Origin of the sequence: Megalodesulfovibrio gigas DSM 1382 = ATCC 19364, from assembly GCF_000468495.1 — a bacterium.
GTDB lineage: Bacteria > Desulfobacterota > Desulfovibrionia > Desulfovibrionales > Desulfovibrionaceae > Megalodesulfovibrio > Megalodesulfovibrio gigas.
Window position 1 is genome coordinate 2,519,747 of the sequence record NC_022444.1, and the last position, 20,996, is coordinate 2,540,742.

General features: G+C 56.8%; 16 protein-coding genes and 1 tRNA gene. 10 read left to right on the forward strand and 7 right to left on the reverse strand.

Annotated elements, in window-relative coordinates:
• The first annotated feature begins 145 nt into the window (after positions 1-145).
• From DGI_RS11140 to DGI_RS11180, 10 genes are all read left to right on the forward strand, one after another.
• Positions 146-985, forward strand: coding sequence for a phosphoribosylformylglycinamidine synthase subunit PurQ (locus tag DGI_RS11140; protein ID WP_021761152.1), 840 nt, complete (start codon positions 146-148; stop codon positions 983-985).
• Positions 982-1,533, forward strand: a complete 552-nt coding sequence (gene tadA / locus DGI_RS11145) for a tRNA adenosine(34) deaminase TadA (RefSeq protein WP_327023878.1) — start codon at positions 982-984, stop codon at positions 1,531-1,533. Before DGI_RS11140 ends, tadA begins: the two co-directional genes overlap by 4 nt.
• A 29-nt stretch (positions 1,534-1,562) precedes the next feature.
• Positions 1,563-1,656, forward strand: a tRNA-Ser gene (locus DGI_RS11150).
• Positions 1,657-1,927: 271 nt separating this feature from the next.
• Complete coding sequence (locus DGI_RS11155) at positions 1,928-3,082, forward strand: tyrosine-type recombinase/integrase (RefSeq protein ID WP_021761154.1); 1,155 nt, start codon at positions 1,928-1,930, stop codon at positions 3,080-3,082.
• 3 nt (positions 3,083-3,085) lie between these two features.
• Complete coding sequence (locus DGI_RS17995) at positions 3,086-3,238, forward strand: transposase (RefSeq protein WP_021761155.1); 153 nt, start codon at positions 3,086-3,088, stop codon at positions 3,236-3,238.
• Positions 3,239-3,448: 210 nt separating this feature from the next.
• Positions 3,449-4,159, forward strand: coding sequence for a GntR family transcriptional regulator (locus DGI_RS11160; protein ID WP_144284174.1), 711 nt, complete (start codon positions 3,449-3,451; stop codon positions 4,157-4,159).
• A 14-nt stretch (positions 4,160-4,173) separates the two neighbouring features.
• Positions 4,174-4,959, forward strand: a complete 786-nt coding sequence (gene hyi / locus DGI_RS11165) for a hydroxypyruvate isomerase (RefSeq protein ID WP_021761157.1) — start codon at positions 4,174-4,176, stop codon at positions 4,957-4,959.
• Positions 4,960-4,988: 29 nt separating this feature from the next.
• The gene (gene garR / locus DGI_RS11170; RefSeq protein ID WP_268741856.1) at positions 4,989-5,903 is read left to right on the forward strand and encodes a 2-hydroxy-3-oxopropionate reductase; all 915 of its coding nucleotides are present in this window, start codon (positions 4,989-4,991) and stop codon (positions 5,901-5,903) included.
• A gap of 254 nt (positions 5,904-6,157) precedes the next feature.
• The gene (locus DGI_RS17310) at positions 6,158-6,715 is read left to right on the forward strand and encodes a TerC family protein (RefSeq protein ID WP_051286711.1); all 558 of its coding nucleotides are present in this window, start codon (positions 6,158-6,160) and stop codon (positions 6,713-6,715) included.
• 26 nt (positions 6,716-6,741) lie between these two features.
• Entirely contained in the window at positions 6,742-8,103 is a 1,362-nt protein-coding gene (locus DGI_RS11180; RefSeq protein ID WP_021761159.1) for a glycerate kinase type-2 family protein, read from the forward strand.
• Positions 8,104-9,291: 1,188 nt separating this feature from the next.
• On the opposite strand, the gene DGI_RS17315 is transcribed toward DGI_RS11180, so the two are convergent.
• From DGI_RS17315 to DGI_RS11220, 7 genes are all read right to left on the reverse strand, one after another.
• Positions 9,292-11,748, reverse strand: coding sequence for a PAS domain S-box protein (locus DGI_RS17315; RefSeq protein ID WP_021761160.1), 2,457 nt, complete (start codon positions 11,746-11,748; stop codon positions 9,292-9,294).
• Positions 11,749-11,756: 8 nt separating this feature from the next.
• Entirely contained in the window at positions 11,757-12,092 is a 336-nt protein-coding gene (locus DGI_RS11190) for a circadian clock KaiB family protein (protein WP_021761161.1), read from the reverse strand.
• A gap of 20 nt (positions 12,093-12,112) precedes the next feature.
• Complete coding sequence (locus tag DGI_RS11195) at positions 12,113-12,439, reverse strand: circadian clock KaiB family protein (protein WP_021761162.1); 327 nt, start codon at positions 12,437-12,439, stop codon at positions 12,113-12,115.
• Between the two features lie 34 nt (positions 12,440-12,473).
• On the reverse strand, positions 12,474-14,177 hold the full coding sequence (gene kaiC, locus DGI_RS11200) for a circadian clock protein KaiC (protein ID WP_021761163.1): 1,704 nt from the start codon (positions 14,175-14,177) through the stop codon (positions 12,474-12,476).
• 94 nt (positions 14,178-14,271) lie between these two features.
• Entirely contained in the window at positions 14,272-16,341 is a 2,070-nt protein-coding gene (locus DGI_RS11205) for a hybrid sensor histidine kinase/response regulator (RefSeq protein WP_158407324.1), read from the reverse strand.
• A gap of 7 nt (positions 16,342-16,348) precedes the next feature.
• Entirely contained in the window at positions 16,349-16,816 is a 468-nt protein-coding gene (locus DGI_RS11215) for a PAS domain-containing protein (protein ID WP_021761165.1), read from the reverse strand.
• Between the two features lie 6 nt (positions 16,817-16,822).
• A complete protein-coding gene (locus DGI_RS11220) occupies positions 16,823-20,485 on the reverse strand; it encodes a chemotaxis protein CheB (protein ID WP_021761166.1) in 3,663 nt (1,220 codons plus the stop codon).
• Between the last annotated feature and the right edge of the window lie 511 nt (positions 20,486-20,996).

A 20,996-nucleotide genomic window follows, 5' to 3' on the forward strand; every position in this document is an offset into this window, starting at 1 on the left:
CCCGGCCAAGACTGTGCACAACGGCGGCGGGTGGCACGGCGCTCGGGAGAATACTTTTGCGAAAGACCTCCCTTTCGTCAAGCCCCCTGCGACATCTTGGCGCATCTCATGACGCATAGCACGATTGGATACAAGGAAGTCTCTCATGCCCCACTCTTCTGCACCCTCCCCGGCGTCCGTCAAGGCGCTTGTGGTCACCGGCTATGGTTCCAACTGCGAACGCGAATGCGCCCACGCCGCCAGACAGGCCGGCGCAGACGTGGCGGACATCGTCTTTTTTCCCGACCTGGTGGCCGACCGCGTTCGCCTGACTGACTACAACTTCCTGATCTTCCCCGGCGGATTTCTCGACGGCGACGATCTGGGCGCCGGCCAGGCCGCGGCCCTGCGCTGGCGGCACGTGCGCACCGCGTCCGGCCGCTCCCTGCTGGACGACCTGAAAACCTTCCTGGACGCCGGCGGGCTGGTGCTTGGCATCTGCAACGGGTTTCAGCTGTTGGTCAAGCTGGGCCTGCTGCCAGCCTTGGACGGCCTGTATTTCGAACGCCAGGTGAGCCTTGCCCCCAACGATTCCGCCCGGTTTGAAGACCGCTGGGTGCGCCTGCAGGCCAACCCGGCCTCGCCCTGCGTCTTTACCAAAGGCATTGATGTGATCGACCTGCCCGTGCGCCACGGCGAAGGCAAGCTGGTGCCGGCGGACGAGGCGGTGTTTCAAAAAATCATCGCCAACAACCTCATTGCCTTGCAATATATTGATCCTGCCACGGGCGAGCCGACGGACGCCTACCCGCACAATCCCAATGGCTCGCCCCTGGGCATTGCCGGCCTGACCGACCCCAGCGGCCGCATCCTGGGGCTGATGCCGCATCCAGAAGCCTTCAACGATGTGACCAATCATCCGCACTGGACGCGCGGCGGCGCGGAGATCGTGGGCACCCTGGGCGTGGAGCTGCTGGCCCGGGGTGTGGCCTTTCTCAGGGGATGATGATCTGCCCTGCCCCGCCGCTGTGTCCGCCTGCGGCCTGGACGGCGTGGCCCGACTGGGACGCCCTGATGCGTCTGGCCCTGGAGCAGGCGCATCAGGCCGCCGCCGCCGGGGAAGCGCCCGTGGGTGCGGTGCTGCTGGATGCCGCCGGCCAGGTGCTGGGCACGGGCCACAACGCGCCCATCGCCACGGCAGATCCCACGGCGCATGCGGAAATACTGGCCCTGCGCGCGGCGGCCCGGGCCTGCGGCAATTATCGCCTGCCGGGGAGCGTGCTGGTCTGCACCCTGGAACCCTGCGTCATGTGCCTGGGGGCGCTGGTGCATGCGCGGGTGGCCGGCGTGGTGTTCGGCGCGCTGGACGCCAAGGCCGGGGCGCTGGTGTCCAACCTGCCGGGTGCCGCCCTGCCCTTCTTCAACCACCGCTTCTGGACCCTGGGCGGCGTGCTGGGCGAAACATGCGGCCGCCTGCTTTCGGACTTCTTCCGCACCCGGCGCCTGGCTCGTCAGCACCAATCTCCCCTTGCGAACGCGCCGGGAATGGGGTAAACAACTCCGCTTCACCCGTCAGAATATGCGGAGAGGTACCGAAGTGGCCGTAACGGGCTCGACTCGAAATCGAGTTGGGGGCTAATCACCTCCACGTGGGTTCGAATCCCACCCTCTCCGCCATCCAAGATTTTCAAGAAGGCTCTCAGTGTCTTAAAGGCACTGAGAGCCTTCACTTTTTGCGCTTTACGCGTCTCATGGCAACCAGGCTGATGACTGACCGCGCATGCACATTGGGGGCATTTTGGGGGCATAGCTCACCCTGGAAGCCCTTTCTCTTCGATTATGCCCCAAATCCTGACGGTGGTGTGACCCCTATGCCCCCACTGACCGAAGTAAGAATATGAAATATCAAGGCATCAGGAAAGATTGAGCGGTATCATGATTCCTTGGGGTGTACCTGGAATTGAGCAAGGCCGGCGGCAAGCTCTGGCGCTGGAAGTACCGCTTTGAGGGGAAAGAAAAGCGGCTGGCTCTGGGCGCCTGGCCTGATGTCAGTCTGAAAGAGGCCAGGGAGAAGCGCGACATTCACGGGAAAGTGTTGCAGGAAGGCCAGGACCCAGGTGTGGCGAGCAGAAAGAAAGTGCTCCCGGTCTCCAGGGGTATGACGTTTGAATACGTGGCCAGAGACTGGATTGCGGGGAGAATGGGAATCTGGTCACAGCGGCACGCCGAAACCGTGGTGGATCGCCTTGTCACCAACGTCTATCCCGCGCTTGACAACAAGCCCGTCGCCGAGATTGTACCTGCCGACGTACTCTGGGTGGTGCAGAGGATTGAGGAGCGCGGATCGTTGGAAGTCGCCAAACGAGTGCTTGGCATATGCTCCCAGATCTTTCAGTTTGCGGTCGCCCGCCTGTTGATTACGTCCGACCCGTGTCGAGATCTGCGGGGCGCACTCTGCCCACGAGTCAAATCGCGTTTCGCCGCCCTGACGACTCCTGATGAAGCAGGGGAACTCATGCGGCGAATTGACGAATATCAGGGGACTGCCGTGGTTCGGGCCGCGTTGGTCTTCTCGGCCCTAACCTTCAATCGACCCGGCCCAATCCGGCACGCCGAATGGGACGACATTGATTATGATGCAAGACAATGGGTTGTTCCTGCCGACAAAATGAAACTCACGAAGGAAATGAAGTTGCGGGGCGAGCCTCATATTGTTCCGCTGGCAACACAAACCATCTTGCTGCTTTCAAAAGTCCAGCATTTCACAGGCAGAGGCCGTTACATCTTTCCGAATCCCAGGAACAAGGATTTGCCCATGTCGGAGAACGCGGTCAATGTGGCCATCCGACGTATGGGCTACACCAAAGAACAGATGACGACCCACGGCTTCCGGTCCATGGCCTCGACGCTGCTCAATGAAGCTGGATTCCGTCATGATGTCATAGAGGCCCAGCTTGCCCACACCAGTGCGGACAAGATCAGGGCCATCTACAATCGGGCGCAGTACAAAGAAGAGCGCCGGGCGCTCATGCAGGCCTGGGCGGACATGCTGGACACTCTTCGTTCGGAAGCTGTTGCAAGAGCGCAGCAGCATAGGCCCTGACCTGTGACTCCGGCCAAGCGGGTGTTCGGGACCTGGAAGCGCGGCTACGGCCTAGCCCGGGCGCGCTATCTGGGCCTGAAAAAGGTCCAGGCGAAACTGTATCTGGTGGGGATAGCCTTCAATTTGAAGAAAGCCGTGCTGTTGATGCGGACTTGAGGGGATGGTGCGCCCAATTTTTAAGAGAAATGCAGAGAATAAGGGGTAAATGAAGAAAACGATGGCAATGTCGGTCAAAATCTGAGGTCGAAAAGGCCAATTATCCAAAGTAAGGCCATTCGGGCGGCGTTGCGCAGAGGTCTCAGGTTGGTGGAATAATCCGAAGCTGACCACTTGTATTTTGTATACAAAATGCACTACGGTGTTTGCATGAGCAAGAAGCACACACCTGAAAAGGATTTATCCACTTCAGAGACGATCCCGATCCAGCACGAGAACCTTGACGACAAGGTCTGCCTGCGCATCAGGGACATGATCGCACGGGGAACTCTCACGCCCGGGCAGCGCATCATTCAGGAGGAACTTGCCGCACAGCTAGCCATCAGCCGCACGCCACTGATCAGCGCCCTTAAGCGCCTGACCCAGGAAGGGCTGCTGGAATGGGTTCCCCGCCGAGGCATCTATGTACGCTCTCTTGACCCGGAGGAACTTGTCCACCTTTACGAACTGCGTGAGCGTTTGGAACCCCTGGCAGCCGAATTGGCCGCGGTCCGCATCGGGGCGGACGAAGCGCGAGCCATGCGGATCCAGTGGCGCGGCATGGCGGATATTGCGGACACCCCGGCATCTCACGCACTGTTCATCGACCATGACCGGCGCTTTCACTGGCGACTGGCAGAGCTTGCGGGCAACCCCTATCTGCGTGCGGCTCTGGCCCCTGTGAACATGATGGCCTCGTTGTATCTGCAGGGAAACCCCAGACCTTGGGACGACACCATTCCAGATCATCTGTCGATCATCGACGCACTTGAGTGCGGCGACGCGGCTGCCTGTGGCGAGGCCATGCGCCGCCATATCATGAAGTCCTTGGACGCCCTGCGCCGCGAGGCTGATGAATACAGAAACACAACAAACAGATAACATACAGGAATAACATGCCGAAATTTTCAGCCAATCTCTCAATGCTATTTACAGACCTGCCGTTTCCTGAGCGTTTTACCGCCGCGGCTGAGATGGGGTTCAGTGCCGTGGAGTATCTATTTCCCTACGAGTACGAACCAGAGATGCTCAGACGGCTGCTGACTGAGAATGGGCTAATGCAGGTGCTCTTTAACCTACCAGCCGGAAATTGGGCCGACGGAGACCGAGGCATTGCCTGCGACCCCGCCCGCGTGGAAGAGTTCCGCGCTGGGGTAGCCCAAGCAGTGGCATACGCAAAGGCCCTTGGCACTCCACGCTTGAACTGCCTTGCCGGAAAACTCCCAGCCAACGTGGATGAGAACCAAGCCTGGAATGCCTTGGTGGATAACCTACGACTCGCGGCGGGTGAGCTTGCAAAAGTCGGCTGCACGTTGCTGGTGGAGTTCATCAACCGCAAGGACATCCCAGGTTTTTTCCTGCACGGCTCCGGGCAGACCCTAAGGCTTCTCGACGCGGTGAACGCTCCAAATCTATTGATGCAGTACGACGTCTACCACGCACAGCGGGAGGAAGGCGAACTGACCGGCACCTTGAGAGCTAATATCGCACGCATCGGGCACATCCAGGTTGCAGACAACCCCGGGCGCCATCAGCCTGGAACTGGTGAGATCAACTTCCCATTCCTTTTTAACGAGATCGACCGCCTAGGCTACCAGGGGCACATCGGCCTGGAATACGTTCCAACACCGGACACCCGCGCCTCCCTGGAGTGGATACACAGGATGGGGCTTCGAGCCTGACTCCCGTGGACGCGAAGCTTGCCGGAACAATTGAAAACCATCGACAGGAGCACGACATGAAACGCATAGGATTCATCGGACTTGGTGTCATGGGCAAGCCCATGTGCAAAAACTTGCTCAAGGCCGGGTTTGAACTGACGGTGTTCAGCCGGTCGGCATCTAATGTGGAACCCATAGTTGCCGCCGGCGCCAAGGCGGCAAATTCCCCAAAGGCGGTGGCCGAATCCTCGGACATGGTTATCACCATGTTGCCCAACTCGCCCCAGGTGCGCGAGGTCGTATTGGACGAAGATGGCGTGGCCCACGGGGGGAGGCCAGGGCTTATCCTGGCGGACATGAGTTCCATCGCGCCCCTGGCCAGCCGGGAAATAGCCGCCGAACTGGCCCCGAAGGGCATCCGTATGCTGGACGCACCTGTAAGCGGCGGCGAACCCAAAGCTATCGAAGGAACGCTGGCCGTGATGGTCGGTGGTGCACAAGCCGATTTCGACCAGTGTCTGACGGTATTTAAGGCCATGGCGGCCTCAGTTGTGCGCGTGGGCGAGTTGGGAGCAGGGAACGTGGCCAAGCTTGCCAACCAGATCGTAGTGGCCTTGAACATCTGTGCTATGTCTGAGGCGTTGGTGCTGGCCACCAAGGCCGGGGCCGAACCGGAGCTTGTCTATCAGGCCATTCGGGGGGGGCTTGCTGGAAGCACGGTGCTTGATGCCAAGGCGCCTCTGGTTATGGACGGAAAGTTCGCACCGGGATTCCGCATCAACCTGCACGCCAAAGATATTGGCAACGTGCTTGAGACGTCTCACGAACTAAACGTCAGCCTGCCACTGACATCTCAAGTGATGGAGATCATGCAGGCGCTCAAGGCGGACGGCCTGGGCGACGCCGACCACGGGGCGCTTATCCGCTATTGGGAAAAGTTGGCCAAGGTGGAGGTGCGACGCTGATATCTGTTGCAAGACGAGCAGCGTGGCCGGAATAGAGACAAAGTTTAAAGGCCCAGATCTTACCTGACCCCTGCGGCATTACTTAAACGTCGAGACCGAAGAAAACAATGTGTATGAAGGTGGTTAGATAACTGTGAACGTCTGCTCTGCCCCTTTCACGCCAATGTCCTTCAAGAGCAAGGGGCAGATGAGCAGATGCCCTCAAAGGGGGCAGCAGCATCCTCATCGACCTAGCGCTGGCCGGAGACAAAGCGGTGGCCATCGCCATCGCGGTGGGCACCGGTGCGGCGGTCTTCCTGCGGGTCGCGCTGACCGTCTTCTCCGCAAAACTCATGGACATGCCGTACGTGAAACGCATCTGCGAGATGCTCATATCCTTGATCGGCGTCATGCTCCTGGTGGCTGGATGCCCGCAGAGCAACTGCCGGCGAAAATGCACGCCCCTGTTCCAGGCCTTGACAACCATCATCGTGGCCGACCAAGTGATCTCCACGGAAAGCAACCTTGCCGTGGCTTCCAGAAGCGACTCGTTCATGCAGATCTTCGGCCTGGGACGGTCCATCCCGTTGGTGGCCTTCACCTCGATGCTTTTGACCCGGACCGGGGACAGCCTCCATGGGTGCCTTACCTGGGCACTTTCATGCTGGGAAGGTTACCTTGGAGAGATGATCTTCACCGACCTCTGGACGGTGCAATACAACCGGCTGGAGGCCTCCACGCAAGTGGCGGGAAAGCTGGGGCGCGCTAGAGGTTATTGTGGCCGCTCGGGCATGGCTGCGTTTGCAGCCGATTGCAATCGATGCTGGTGCTAAACAATGAGAGGTTGAGGGAGGTGAGCATGAGCGTTGAAATCCATTCCCACGCGGAGGCCATTTTTCGGGCAGGACTTGCCCGCGTTGACCCCCTGGCCATGATGGAACGCTTGTTGTCCTTGTCAGGAGACACCCTGACCCTGGCCACGGAGACGGAGCGCTTCAGCCTTGACCTTTCACGCTTCGAACGAATCCTGGTGCTGGGAGCGGGCAAGGCCTCTGCACGCATGGCCCTTGGCCTGGAGCGCGTCCTGGGCAATCGCATCCATTCCGGTCTGGTGGCGGTGAAAGAAGGACACCTGGAATTCCTCTCTAGTATTCGCCTGGTCGAGGCCTCTCACCCGGTACCCGACGAGCGAAGCACCAAGGCGGCTAGGGCCGTGCTGGAGGAAGCCGCCAACGCGGGCGAGAACGACCTGGTCATCGTGCTGGTGTCGGGCGGAGGCTCCGCCATCCTGGCCGCGCCGTTAAACGGCGAGACCGGCACCCTGTCGCTGGCGGACAAGCAAGGAGTTACCAAGGAACTCCTGGCCTGCGGGGCCACCATCCAGGAAGTCAACTGTGTCCGCAAGAAACTTTCAAGTATAAAGGGCGGCAGGCTTGCAAAGGCCATTGCCCCGGCACAGTGCTTAAGCCTCATTCTCTCCGATGTCATCGGCGATGACCTGGACGCCATCGCCAGCGGGCTCACAGTGCCCGATTCCACTACCTGCGTCGATGCCGTGGGGGTGATAGAGCGCTATGGCTTGGCCGGGAAGATTCCCCAGACCGCCGAAGACCTGCTTCGCGCAGGAGCAAAGGGCTTCGAACCGGACACCCCAAAGGCCGGAGACAAGGCTTTCGACCAGACGCGGACGGTGCTCATCGGCACCAACTACCAGGCCCTTCTGGCCGCCCAGGACGAAGCGCGCCGTCTGGGCTACAATACCATGCTGCTCACCTCCCACCTGACAGGCGAGGCGCGTGAGATGGCCAGCCTGTTTTGTGGCATCGCCAAGGACATCGCAGTCAATGCGATCCCGGTCAAACGTCCCGCATGCCTCATCGCCGGGGGAGAGACCACGGTTACCCTGCGCGGCTCAGGCAAGGGCGGACGCAACCAGGAGATGGCCCTGGCCTACTTGGCTGGCTTGGCGCGCTCTCCCAAGGACGCCGGTGACAGCCTCTTCCTGGCGGCCTCCACCGATGGCAGCGACGGCCCAACGGACGCGACGGGAGCCTTCGCCTCCATGGACATCCTGAAACGGGGCCGTGCCGCCGGACTTGAGCCTGCGTCTTTCCTGGCAGCGAACAACTCCTACCACTACTTCGAAGCCCTGGACGAACTGCTGAAAACCGGCCCCACCAACACAAACGTTTGCGACATCAAAGTGTTGTTGGTTCCCTAGAAATGAGGGGAAGCGAGCTGACCTGCCCGCACCCATTCCCCATGGTGTGGCCAGAGAAACAACACAGCCCATGCGCAATGTAACCATTCTTTGATTTGACAACACCAACATGCACTTTTTCCTCTTCATCATTTACCTACGCCACTATTTGCATGCCTTGTTTGAATGATTGATCCAGATTCATTTTATTATCATATGCGTGCATCAATATGCAAATCAGTGAAAATCAAGCAAGTCATCATACACTCATAAAAGATACAACGACGATAAAAATGTTGCCACTCCAACGTGTTAATTTTTTCACACATTATTATGAATCAAGATAATCACTCGTGAAGAGCCAATCATAGCACGATTGCATCAATTTAATCAGCTGAATCATCTTTTTGCATTCAAGTGCAAACTCCAATGAACATCTAGTATAGCATGTCGAGAACGATTACCGCAGCATGATGGAGTACGCCTGGATGGTGCTGCATGGCGCCATGACCGGGGTGGACACGGGGGGTACGAGACAGCCCTCCCCCCCGCCTGTCCCCAGGCAAGCGGCGCGGGCAGAGCTTGGCAGGAACATGCTGCCAGCCCGCCGGTGCGGCAGCACTTGACCTGGAGGCCGCGGCGTTGTGGAAGGCTGAGGGATGAACAGGAGTTTGCAGTCGAGTGCGAACACTGCGCCAGTCCGGCCAGCCCGAGGTCGGGGCGGCGCGAGTCATCCTTTCGACGTGGTAGGCGAAAAGGCCCGTTACCTGCCGGCAGGTCGCATCAACCTGATTTCTGAGGCCGACACGAAGCGCACGGCTTCTTGTTGCAGCGCCTCTTCCCACCCTCGTGCCGGCACCCCGGCATCAAGCACCACGGGGCAGAATTATCGCAAGGGGAATGTGTCGTGCGTAGGCTAGAGGTGATTTCTTCGGGACAAAAATAGGTTGGCGCTGCAGTGCTGGCCCGGACAAGCTGCCACGAGGGGAGTTGCAGATTGCATTCCGGATTCTCGGCGCCATCGACAGTGCGACGCTGATTTAACATGGCCCGTGGATTGTTGTTCAGGGGGCTAGGCAGAGTTGATAATGGCGTTGCGGATCACCACCAACAGCAGACTGCGCAACAATTCGCTGCCCAGGGTGGTCTCCTTGCCGTAACACTGCTGACAGTCACCGGCATAAGCCGGACAACGGGGCCATCATCACGTCACCTTTGGCGCTTCGCCGTGATTTCCTCAATAACCTTGAGCAGCGCCTCCGTCTCCATAGGCTTGGCCAGGTAGCCGTCCATGCCCGCGCCAAGGAATTTCTCCTTGTCGCCGGCCATGGCGTAGGCCGTCAGGGCGACGATAGGGATGCTGGCCTTGTCCTTGCCAGCCTCACCAGCTCTAATGCGCGCTGTGGCCTCAACGCCGTCCATGACTGGCATCTGAATATCCATCAGGACAACGTCGAACTCGCCACTTTTCAGGGCGTCCAGTGCCTGCTTGCCGTCTTTAACCGTAACGACCCTGTAGCCGAGCTTCTCTGCAAGACGCGCCGTGAATAGTCTATTAATCTGCTCATCTTCCGCCAAAAGGATGGATAGCGTCCCAGGAAGAACGCTACCACGGAATGGTTCAGTGCTGGTGACTTCATTTTGCGGATCAATGTTACTCAATTTGACATTGAAATAAAAGGTTGTTCCAATACCAACTTCACTCTCAACAGCAATATTGCCTCCCATAAGATCAACCAAGCGCTTGCATATCGAAAGCCCAAGACCTGCGCCCTGATAGTCTCTTCTGTACCCCTGGCTGACTTGCGTAAATGGCTTGAAGAGCTTATGAAGTTTGTCATCTTGAATGCCTATGCCTGTATCTGTTACCGAAAAAAGCACTCGGTATTCTTCATGATTACGAGGGGACAAGGGGCTTGCCTCGACCATGACATACCCTTTGTCTGTAAACTTGATGGCGTTTCCAACCAGATTGCCAAGTATCTGCTGCAACCTCGCCGCATCGCCTCTCAATACAGAGGGTATGTCTGGATTAATATGGCACGCAAGGCTCAGATTCTTTTTATGCGCCACGGGTGTAAAAAGTTGAATTACGGCATCCATGATGTCTTTGAAGTCAAAAGCATCCATGGCGACGTGCAACATGTCTGCCTCGACCCGGGAAAGATCAAGAATATCCGAAAGAAGCCGTGTCAAACGTTGAGATGCCCGTACGGCTTGTAGCAAGTATAAATGCTGTTCGTCGTCAACCGGAGTTGTTTGCAGAAGCTGAAGCATTCCCAAGATGCCATTGAGCGGTGTCCTTATCTCGTGACTCATGTTGGCCAGGAATTCGCTTTTAGCCTTGTTGGCGGCTTCGGATGCCTCTTTTGCAAGGGTAAGCGCGACACTGTCGTTAATCATTCGGGTCACATCCCGAAAAACCACGGCGAATTGGCCCCGTTCCGGGCAATAGGCCTGGACTTCAAAATGGCGGCCCAGGTCGGTGCTGAAGTTCTCCAGTTGCAGCGCTTCGCCTTTCAAGGCCACCTTGCCGTATGCCTCGATCCAATGGGGCTCGATATCCGGCAGTAGCTCGGTAACTGTTCGGCCTAGAACCTTGTCGGCTGCAAGGCCGGTGATTTTTTCAAAGGCCGGGTTGACGGCCAGGAACCGGTAGTCCACCGGCTTGCCAGAGTCGTCGAGGATGATTTCATGCAGAGCGAAGGCATCAAGCTGTGACATGAACAGGGATCGATACCGCTCCTCGCTGCGCTGGAGCGCCTCTTCAGACTGCTTGCGTTTAGTTATGTCCTGCACCGAGCCGTAAAGAAAGTGGGGACAGCCCTTTTCGTCTTGTTCGGTCATCCCGCGCACGAGCAAATCCACCTGACTTCCATCGGGCCGGGTGCGTTTCAATTCCAACTCGTAGCCTCCACCGCGCTCCAACGCCTGGGTCACGGCCTCGTTCAGCCGCTGAGCACTTTCTGGGTGGTAGAGGGCGAGTTGGCCGCCATAGTCGGGCACGGGCGCTGACGGGTCCATACCGAGAATCTCGAACATCTGATCCGACCACGTCACCTTGTTGGCTTCCGGGTCCCATGCCCAGTCGCCGACCTGGGCAATACGCTGGGCCTCGGCAAGCCGCTTGGCTGTCCGGCGCAGAGCTTCCGACTTCTTTTGCTCGCTCAAGTCAGTGATCAGCATGGAGATACTTGGAGGCCCACCAGTCCGCATGATTCTCAAAGAAAGAAGGACCGGGATTTGCCTTCCACTGGCCGCCTTGAGCAAAACCTCACCCTTGGCACTGTCCTTGGCGGCTTGCTCAAGGAGGCTGGCAAACAGCTTCTGGTCATCGGGCGAGACGAAGGATTGGAAATATCTCCCTCGGACGCGCTCCGCAGGGGACTCCAGGAGATTGAAAAAATTCGAATTACAGAAAAGCACTAAGCCGTCTGTACGTAGGGTTACAGCAGACTCGTTCATCTGTTCGACCATCACCCGGTAGGCATGGTCCGCGCCTTCGAGCATGAAAACCTGGTCGTTTCTAGGGCCGGTTACGACGAGTGCGTCAATTTCTCCGAGCCTTATGGCCCTGATGGTTTCCTCGGCCTCTATTAAGCGGGCACGCAGTTCATCGTTTTCCCGTGCCAGAGCTTCAGGTGGCTTGTCGGTCTCCGTGGGCATTGCAGAGCTCACTTTTTTGGCTGGATATCAAGTCCCTTGAGAATGCGCTCCTCGTCCGACAAGCTGCCAATGAACTTGCGCAAGGGGAGCGGCAGAAGCTTTACGAGAGTGGGGACGGCCAGAACCTGCTGCTCCTTGGCCAACTCAGGGTATTCGTAAATGTCGACGACATCTATTTCGTACCGGCCTTTGAGGTGTCCCTCGCAGATATCTTTTATGGAGGAAATGGCCTCCATGGACCTGGGGGTCATCCCGGCCACAAAAAGGCGAAGGACATACTGCTGCTGGTCGTGAGCTTTTAGAGCCTTCTCGAAATCGTCGGACCAGTTTTTCGCTTCATGCATAGCGTGCCCAGGTATTAAAGTTAATCGGTTCTCACGAGAATGTTCAAGCCAACCAGGACTTTCTCAGTGTCGGCAAGGGTGCCTATGATCTTCTTGATTGGCTCGGGCAGCTTCCTAATAAGCGTAGGTATGGCCACGATCTGGTCTTCGCGTGCCAAATTGGGGTTTTCAACGAGGTCGATGACCTCAATCTCGTATCGGCCCTTGAGGTGGTCCTCACAGACCTTCTTCAGGTTGGCAAAGGCTTTCAGGGACTTGGGGGTCTGTCCGGCCACGTACAGGCGCAGCCTCCAGATATTTCCGGCTTCTGAGTTCTCCACGGGACGGACGAAATTCTTATCTGTCATTGTATCTATGCCTGCTCAAAGTGGTTATCAAAATTCAGTCAGCCTTGCGGATGCGGGCCATCTCATCGCGGTACATGGCCACGGCTTCAAGCTGGGCCTTGCCAGCGGCTTCGACCGCCTCCATCTCTGCTTCCATGGAGACCAACTCCTGCCTAATCGAGGCAATCTGCGACTCAAGGCTGACCCGTTTGGCCAGCAGGGTGCGCTTCTGGTTTTTCAGCTCCTGGACGCGCCGCAAGGAGTCTTCGCGCTCCCGAGCTTCCTGAGTGGCCCTGGCCGAGCCCATGAGCACTCCCTCGGTTCCAAGATAGACGTCGGCCAGATCCAGCCCTTGGCTTGAGAGGATGAGCTCCCGCACCTGGTTGGAGTGCTCCATGCCCCTGGACTTGAGCACGAACAAGGCCCTGTTGCGCTCCCCGTTGGTCTCGATGTTGCGCAACAGAATCCAGGTGTCCATGAGCGAGGAGATCGCCACCTCGGTGTACTCGCCCATGCTCATGCCAGAGGTGAGGTCGGTGAACAGGGTGGTGACTCCGCGCCCCTTAAGGAAGTCCACGAACCGGGTCAACAACGATTTCACCTCGTCCTCGTTGCCCACGGAAGAGAGGTTGGAGATGGGATCGATGATCACCACCTGGGGTTTAAACTCTCGGACCAGGTGGTACATGGTCAAAAGGTGCATCTCCATCCCATGACTGGTAGGCCTGGACGCGTGGAACCTGAGAAGGCCCGCGTCCATCCATTTGCCCAGGTCCATGCCGATGGAGTCCATGTTGCGGATGATCTGGCTGACCGGTTCCTCGAAAGCGAAGTACAAACACTTGCCTCCCAAGGAGCACGTCGATTTGGCTAAGGCGGCGGCCAAGCTCGATTTGCCCGTGCCCGCCGAGCCGGAGATGAGGATGCTTGAGCCCTGATAGTACCCGCGGCCGTCGAGCATGGCGTCCAAGCGCTCCACCCCGGTCAAAACCCTCTCGTTTGAGGTGGCGTAATCCAGGCTGATGGAAGTGATGGGCATTACCGAGAACCCCTCCGAGCCGATGAGGAAGGGGTACTCGTTAGTGCAGTGCATGCTTCCCCGGTATTTGACGATGCGCAGTCTGCGGGTGGCGATGTCATCTTTTACGCGGATGTTCAGGTCCACCACGCAGTCGGACACATACTCTTCCAGGCCGTGCCGGGTGAGGGTCTTGTCCCCGCGCTCCCCGGTGATGATTGCGGTCAACCCCTTGTCCTTGCACCAGCCAAAAAGCCGTCTCAGTTCGGCCCGCAGGATCAGTTCGTTGGGCAGGGCTGCGAACAAGGACTCCACCGTGTCCAGCACGATGCGCTTGGCTCCTACGGCGGCCACGGCCGCGCCCAGGCGGATGAACAGCCCCTCCAAGTCGTATTCTCCGGTTTCCTCAATCTCGCTACGCTCCACCCGGATATGCTCAATGACAAGTTTGCCCTTGGTTTCCAATTCCTTCAGGTTCCAGCCGAAGGTAGCCACGTTCTGGGCCAGCTCTTCTGGGCGCTCCTCAAAGGTGACGAACACGCCGTGCTCGCCAAATTCCCTGGCCCCACGGACAAGGAACTCCATGCCGAGTAGCGTTTTGCCGCAGCCCGGCCCGCCGCAGACCAGGATGGGGCGACCCTTGGGCAGGCCACCACCGGTTATCTCGTCCAGCCCCTGGATGCCGGTCAGGCATTTGGAGAGTGTGGTCTCGCCAGCAATGGGAGAGGGGTCGATGGCCATCCTGGACGCTCCTTGACTTTACTGTAAATTTTGAGGACTTCGTGCTCTGCTCAAGCCAACAACGATCAGTGATTAATTACTTTTTCGTGCGATATCAGACGCCTGACGATAGGCATCCAGAAGCGTTTGTAGTACGGTTATTGATCCCCTTTGCATGGCGTATCGATTCTTGGAGTGCCTCCAATTCCACTGGTTTTGCCAGGTAGCCACTCATGCCTGCTGCCAGGAAACGCTCCCGATCACCCGCCATGGAGTAGGCCGTGAGAGCGACAATCGGGATACAGGCTTTGTCTTTGCCGGCCTCTCCTGCCCTGATGCGCTGGGTGGCCTCAACGCCGTCCATGGCGGGCATTTGGATATCCATCAGGATGAGGTCAAATTCGTCAGTCCCCAGAGCCTCCAGGACTTCCTGCCCATTGACAACGGCAACCACCCTGTGCCCGAGCTTTTCCGCCATCCGCACCGTGAAAACCCGATTGACCGGATCGTCCTCTGCCACGAGGATCGAGAGCCTGCGCTCGTCCTCCAGGGTTGTCTTCATAGCGAGCTCATAGCCAACCTGCGCTGCGACGCCGAATGTGATGCAGAAGTTGAAGGAGGTCCCTTCATTTGGCTCGCTTTCGATGGAGATATTCCCGCCCATGAGTTCCACAAGTCGCCTGCAAATCGAAAGGCCAAGCCCTGCTCCCTGAAACTCCCGCTGGTAGCCCTGGCCGACCTGGGTAAACGGTTTGAACAGCAAGCCCAGTTTGTCGTCGGGAATGCCTATTCCCGTATCGGTCACCGTGAAAAACACGCGGTATTCCTCCGCGTTTCTGGCGGGCAGCGGGTGGGCCTCGACCAGGACGGACCCTGCGTTGGTAAACTTGAGGGCGTTGCCGATCAGATTGCTGAGCACCTGTTGCAGCCGAGCGGCATCGCCCACCAGTCGGGACGGAATGGCGGGATTGATGTGCATGCTGAGGCGCAGTTGTTTCTGCACAGCTGTGGGCACGAAGAGATGAATAACGGCCTCCATAGCGTCATTGAAGTCGAAAGACTGCATGACGATATCCATCTTGCCGGCCTCCACGCGGGAGAGGTCGAGGATATCCGAAAGCAGTCGGGTCAGACGCCGGGAAGACTGTACGGCCGTTGTCACGTATTCTGCCTGCTCGGCATCAATGGTGGTCGTCTGCAAAAGCTGGAGCATTCCCATGATGCCGTTGAGTGGCGTGCGGATTTCATGGCTCATGTTAGCCAGAAATTCACTTTTGGCCTTTGTTGCAGCCTCTGCGACAGCCTTTGTAATCAGTAACCTTTCAATTGTTTCTGTGAGTTCGCTTACATCTGACACCAGTGACAATATTGATACAGCTCCATTGTATTCTTCTCGCAATATGGAATTGTACCACATACAATGCAATACGCTTCCATCTTTCCGAAGGTTACGATTCTTGCAAATATTCGAGGACTCCGCACAAGCAAAGAGACGGCTCACCTGCCTCTGGACAATATCCTGGTCCTCGGGATGCACTATCGGGAAATCCCCCCAGTTTTTTCCCATCACTTCATCCGCGGTCCAGCCGAAGATGGCCTCGGCTTGCTTAGACCAGCTTGTGATGTACTTGCCCTCTTGCCATTCAATCACAGCCAGCGGCGAGTTGCTTACGTGAAATGAGAGCCGATTTAGGGCATTACGCAGATCAATTTCAGCTTTCTTTCGTTCCGTGATATCCAGAACCGAACCGTAAAGACGCCGAACGCCCCTTTCTCCTTCTTCTTCGGCCATGCCCCTTGCCAGAACATGAATTTCCTGCCCATCCGGCTTGGTTCGAACCAATTCCAGTTCATAGGGAGTACCGTGTTCCAGGGCCTGGCTCACTGCCAGATGGAGTCGCTCCGCACTTTTGGGATGATAAAGCTGCAATTGCCCCTGATATCCTGGCGGAGGGCCTTCTGGGTCCAAGCCAAGGATGCAAAACAGATTGTCAGACCAAGTCACCGTGTCTGTCGCCGGGTCCCAATCCCAATCGCCGAGCCTGCCCAGGGTCTGTGCTTCGTTCAGGCGCTGATTGGCTCGCTCAAGCGCTTGTTGCGCCTGCTTCTGTTCACTAATGTTGCTTACAATTAGCAAGAGTCGCTGTTCATGGCTTTCTGTACTGGGACATGGAAGATCATCCACACGTCCCTCAAGCCTGGCAAAAAAAAAAGGACGTGGCCCTGGACAGGCGCACGTCCATGGTCTTGCCTCCCGGCTTGCTGAAAAAGGCTCTGAACCGAGAGAGAAAGATGGGGCTGTCTTCATCAAGGATGAATCTTGAAAATGGCTTGCGCAGCAAGGATCCGTGAGGCATGGCCACCAATTCCGCGAAGGTCTGATTGGCTTGGTGGATTATTCCGAACTCGTCGATAGTGATGTAGCCAACTGGAGCATTGTCAAAAAGACGTGAAAACATGCTTCGCGTACGTTCCAGCTCTTGCTGGGTATTGCGAAGATCCTCATTCTGTAGCTCAAGCTCTATTTGATACGTCTGAAGATCATGTATTATTTTTTTCGACTCTGAGGCGTCGTATTCGATTTTGTTCGTAGCAATTGATTTCTTTATTGATTCCGCCTTCTTCCTCAGCTCTTCCATGTACTGCTTGTTCTTTTTCATCGCGACTCACACCTCCTCGGACACTCTTCGCACGGTACCTACAATGCTGACCGGCGTACCATCGTCGGCGGTCTGATCTAAACGGGCGGTTTCCTCCAGCAAGATGTAGTTCCCACTCCTGGCGCGCATTCGATAGCGTAAATGATAGTCATTGCCCTTCCCTTCAAGAAGTGACTGCATGGCCTCCATGGCCTTGTCCCTGTCCTCGGGGTGGATCAAAGCAAGCCAGTCGTTCACCTCACTGCCGATTTCATCAGGGGCATAGCCAAGCATGGACGATTTGAGCGGACTGGCCACCAACTTATTGCTCCTGACATCCCAGTCCCACCAGGCCAACCCTGCCGCGGCATAGTCCGCATCCAACCTTTTTCGGGCGGCTTCAAGCTCCTTTTCACTGCGAATGCTTTCCGTGATGTCTTCAAACGTAGTGAACACCCGACAGGGCTGTTCCTGGCCTTGGCGGAATTGAGGCACAGCACTGACCAATACCCAATTGGTTTCACCACGCTCGGGATGGAACACGCCCATGATTACCTTCTGCACCTCCATGCCTGTGTGCAAGGCAACCATGGCCGGATGTTCCTCCCCGGGGAGCGGGGATCCATCTTCCCGAATCGCCTTCCAGCGAGGATCGAAGGAGGATCTCCCCAAGAGCTGATCCCTTGTGAGACCAAGAATACGTTGAGCCGCAGGATTGGCATCGATTATCGACCCGTCGGCATTCTGGTACACCACTCCCTGCGTCATGTTTTCGAACAGCTTGGTGTAGCGCGCCTCGCTGAGTCGCAGGTCTTCCTCCAGGCGAAGCCTGCTGGTGATATTCTCAAAGGCCACAGCCAGTCGCCGCTGGGTCAACGGGAAGGCGGTAATATTGAATATCCCGGAAGTGCTCCCGTCGTTGTAGGCATATTCCTCGGAGTGCAAGGCCTCGCTGTTCCGAAGCACCTGAAGAAACTTTTCGGTCAGTCCCTGCTTCTTGGCTTTGGGCCAAATTTCGTCAAACTCCTTGCCCAGCCAATCGCGGATTTTAATTCCTGTCAGTTGCTCCGCCTCGTGATTTCCATCCAGGAGCACCAGACGGCCGTCGTCCTCCAGTTTATAGAGAAAGAGGCCCGAGGGCATGAACCGCAATATTTCGGCGGTGGTCTTGCGGGTGTCCTCAAGGATCGATTGCGCCTGGCGCATGGCGGTGATGTCCACGAAGGAAATCACCGTTCCCGAGAATGTCTTGGGCCCAACAGTGTATGGCAGCACGCGCATGAGGAACCACTTGCCGTCCTCAGTGCGGACCTCTTTGCCCAGGGACTTGCCGGTCCTTTGGACGTCTCGAACCATTGCCAAGAGATCGACATTGATCAAGGTATGGGCAAGATGGTTGAAGGGCCTGCCTGTGTCCTGCTCCAGGATGTTGAAAATCGTACGGACCTGGGGCGATGAGCGACGTATGACCAGGTTCTCGTCAAGCATGAGCAAGCCAATCTGCGTGCTGGTGAGGATATTGTTGATGTCGTTGTGCAACTCTGTCAATTCAATTATCTTGCTTTGATGCTCGGCATTGACTGTATAAAGCTCCTCGTTGGTGGACTGAAGCTCTTCGTTTGTGGATTGCAACTCCTCATTGCTTGCAAGAAGCTCTTCGTTTGTTGCCTGAAGCTCCTCGTTGGACGTTTCAAGTTCCTCGATGGTGGCCTGGAGGTTCTCACGTGTGAACTGCAGATCATGTTCAAGGTCACGGATATGCTGTTCCGTCTCTCTGCTCATGTCGAAGGACATCACATCTGCGGGCGCGTCCCTTGCCACCGTCACTTCCTCAAGAAACACTGCGACCAAGGGATCTTGGCTCTTGTTGGTCGGGAGAAGCTTGATTCGTATGTTGATGGATTTGGCCGTATCGCTGGCACGGGGCCGGATGTTGGAATATCGCAGCTCCTTGCCAGTGCGCAGGACTTTCTGGATGCCTGTGGAGAGGGGAATGGCCAGTTCCTTGGTGGCCATTTTTGAGATGTCGTTCACGGTGCGCCCCGAGGGCAGTTTGAAAAAACCCGAGCTGTCGCCAAGCACGTGCAACACTTCCAACTGCTCGTTGGCCACCACAGCAAGCGGCACATAATCCCCAGCCAGCGTTTCAAGGAGTCGCTCCAGAATGCGTTCGTCGTCGCTGGCCTTCAAGGCCCGTCTGAGTCCGGTGAATTTCGCCATTCTCCCCAGATGTCGGGCCTCGGAGGCGACGATCAGCTTGTCGCTGTCCGTGATTTGTTTGTGTCGTCCGCGCGACCTGTAGATTTTGTACTTTTGATGCACAGGTTCAAAATATTCAGCCATTTCTCCGGTGGTTTCGCTGGAGCCAAGAAAGAGATATCCTTCAGCTTTCAATGAAAAATTGAAGAGCTCCATGGCTTTGTGCTGCAGGACAGGCTGGAGGTAAATAAGCAGGTTTCGGCAGCTGAGCAGGTCGATATTTGTAAAGGGCGGGTCCTTGACGATGTTGTGCTGGGCAAAGACAACCATTTCCCTAATGGTGCGGGCAACCTGGAAGAATTCGCCCCTGCGGTAAAAGTATTTTGCCAGGAGCCTGGGGTCTATGTCCGCCGCGATGGATTCCGGGTAGCTCCCTGCCGCAGCAACATGGACGGCGTCTTTGTCAATGTCTGTGGCGAATATCTTGACGTCATGAAACTGGCCCATGCTTTCCATGGCCTCGCGGATGAGGATGGCCAAGGAATAGGCCTCCTCTCCGGTGGAGCAGCCTGTGGTCCACAAACGTATTTCCCGGTCCGTCTTCTCCAGGATTTTCGGCATGCATTCGTTGCCAAGGAACTCGAATGCCTCAGCATCGCGAAAGAAGCTGGTCACACCAATCAGCAACTCGCGATACAGGGCCACAGCCTCCCCTGGATAGCTCTGAAGAAATGAAAGGTAGTCTTTTATGTCAGAGATCTGATTCACCGTCATGCGGCGTTCAATTCTGCGGTTGACGGTGCTTGGCTTGTAGAACGTAAAGTCAACCTTGGTCTTGTCGCGGATAATGGCAAAGATGCGGCTCAGGTCATCTCCTTCCGTGGCAAAAGGCTCTGCGGTGTCGCCCTTGTTGACCACATAGGGATGCTTGGCAAAGGAGAGCAGTTGCTGGGGCATCTTGTCGGGAGGGAGAATGAAATCCGCCAAGCCTGTGGAGATGGCCGAACGAGGCATGCCGTCAAACTTGGCGGATTCCTCGTTCTGGACCATGACCATCCCCCCGTTTTCCTTGATGGCGCGCACCCCACGCATGCCATCGCTTCCTGTGCCGGAGAGAATCACGCCCACGGCTTTCTCTCCCTGGTCTTCCGCCAGGGATCGTAAAAACACATCAATGGGTAAATTGATGCCTCTCGAATAATCCTGATCATTCAGAAGTAATTTGCCATGGAAGATGGTCAGGTTTTTCTTGGGCGGGATGAGGTAGATGGAGTCCGCCTCAACGGTCATGCCCTCCTCGGCACGATACACAGGCATATCCGTACGCTTTGAAAGCAACTCTACCATGAGACTTTTATAATCGGGGGAAAGATGCTGGACAACGATGAATCCAAGCCCGCACGTTGGGGGCATGTTCTTGAAAAAAGCCTCGATGGCTTCCAGTCCCCCAGCAGAGGCCCCGATTCCAACATAGTGCGTCGCTGGTCTCACTGCAGCCTCCGGTTTTGAATAAGAGGAGTAACCCTGAAGCGCGAGACACCATTCATGAAGCCCCCCCTCTTGCAAGATAAGTCGCCTATCAAAACAGTTTATTCAAGAGGGGGAAAAACCTGATTATATGCGGGTGGATGAATGGGCGGACAAGCAAGCTACTACTCAGTTCCCTTGCCGATTGCCATCCATCGCCCGCTCAAGCGCTTTCTTGAACTCTTCCACCGGTACAGGCTTGGCTACATAACCATTCATGCTGCCGCAAGGAATCGCTCCCGGTCTCCGGGCATTGCATAGACCGTCATGGCAAAAACAAGGACCAGTGCATCAAGCACTCCCGAGGTTCCGCTCCGGATTATTCGTGTGGCCCGGTTTTCCGGGGCCACTTCTCACCGTACAGACCTGTCCAGAAATGCGCACCCACTTCTGACCGCCTGCTCCGTGCCGGCGACACGCAGTATGAATACAATGCAGACGGCTTCCTGACCAAGAAGATCACGGCCAACGCCAC

Excerpts from the sequence above, each read along its gene's own strand:
- DGI_RS17315 (WP_021761160.1), bottom strand. The coding sequence starts at position 11,748 with ATGCCCACGGAGACCGACAAGCCACCTGAAGCTCTGGCACGGGAAAAC.
- DGI_RS11180 (WP_021761159.1), top strand. The coding sequence starts at position 6,742 with ATGAGCGTTGAAATCCATTCCCACGCGGAGGCCATTTTTCGGGCAGGA.
- hyi (WP_021761157.1), top strand. The coding sequence starts at position 4,174 with ATGCCGAAATTTTCAGCCAATCTCTCAATGCTATTTACAGACCTGCCG.
- kaiC (WP_021761163.1), bottom strand. The coding sequence starts at position 14,177 with ATGGCCATCGACCCCTCTCCCATTGCTGGCGAGACCACACTCTCCAAA.
- DGI_RS11140 (WP_021761152.1), top strand. The coding sequence starts at position 146 with ATGCCCCACTCTTCTGCACCCTCCCCGGCGTCCGTCAAGGCGCTTGTG.
- tadA (WP_327023878.1), top strand. The coding sequence starts at position 982 with ATGATGATCTGCCCTGCCCCGCCGCTGTGTCCGCCTGCGGCCTGGACG.
- DGI_RS11190 (WP_021761161.1), bottom strand. The coding sequence starts at position 12,092 with ATGCATGAAGCGAAAAACTGGTCCGACGATTTCGAGAAGGCTCTAAAA.
- DGI_RS11195 (WP_021761162.1), bottom strand. The coding sequence starts at position 12,439 with ATGACAGATAAGAATTTCGTCCGTCCCGTGGAGAACTCAGAAGCCGGA.
- DGI_RS11160 (WP_144284174.1), top strand. The coding sequence starts at position 3,449 with ATGAGCAAGAAGCACACACCTGAAAAGGATTTATCCACTTCAGAGACG.
- DGI_RS11215 (WP_021761165.1), bottom strand. The coding sequence starts at position 16,816 with ATGAAAAAGAACAAGCAGTACATGGAAGAGCTGAGGAAGAAGGCGGAA.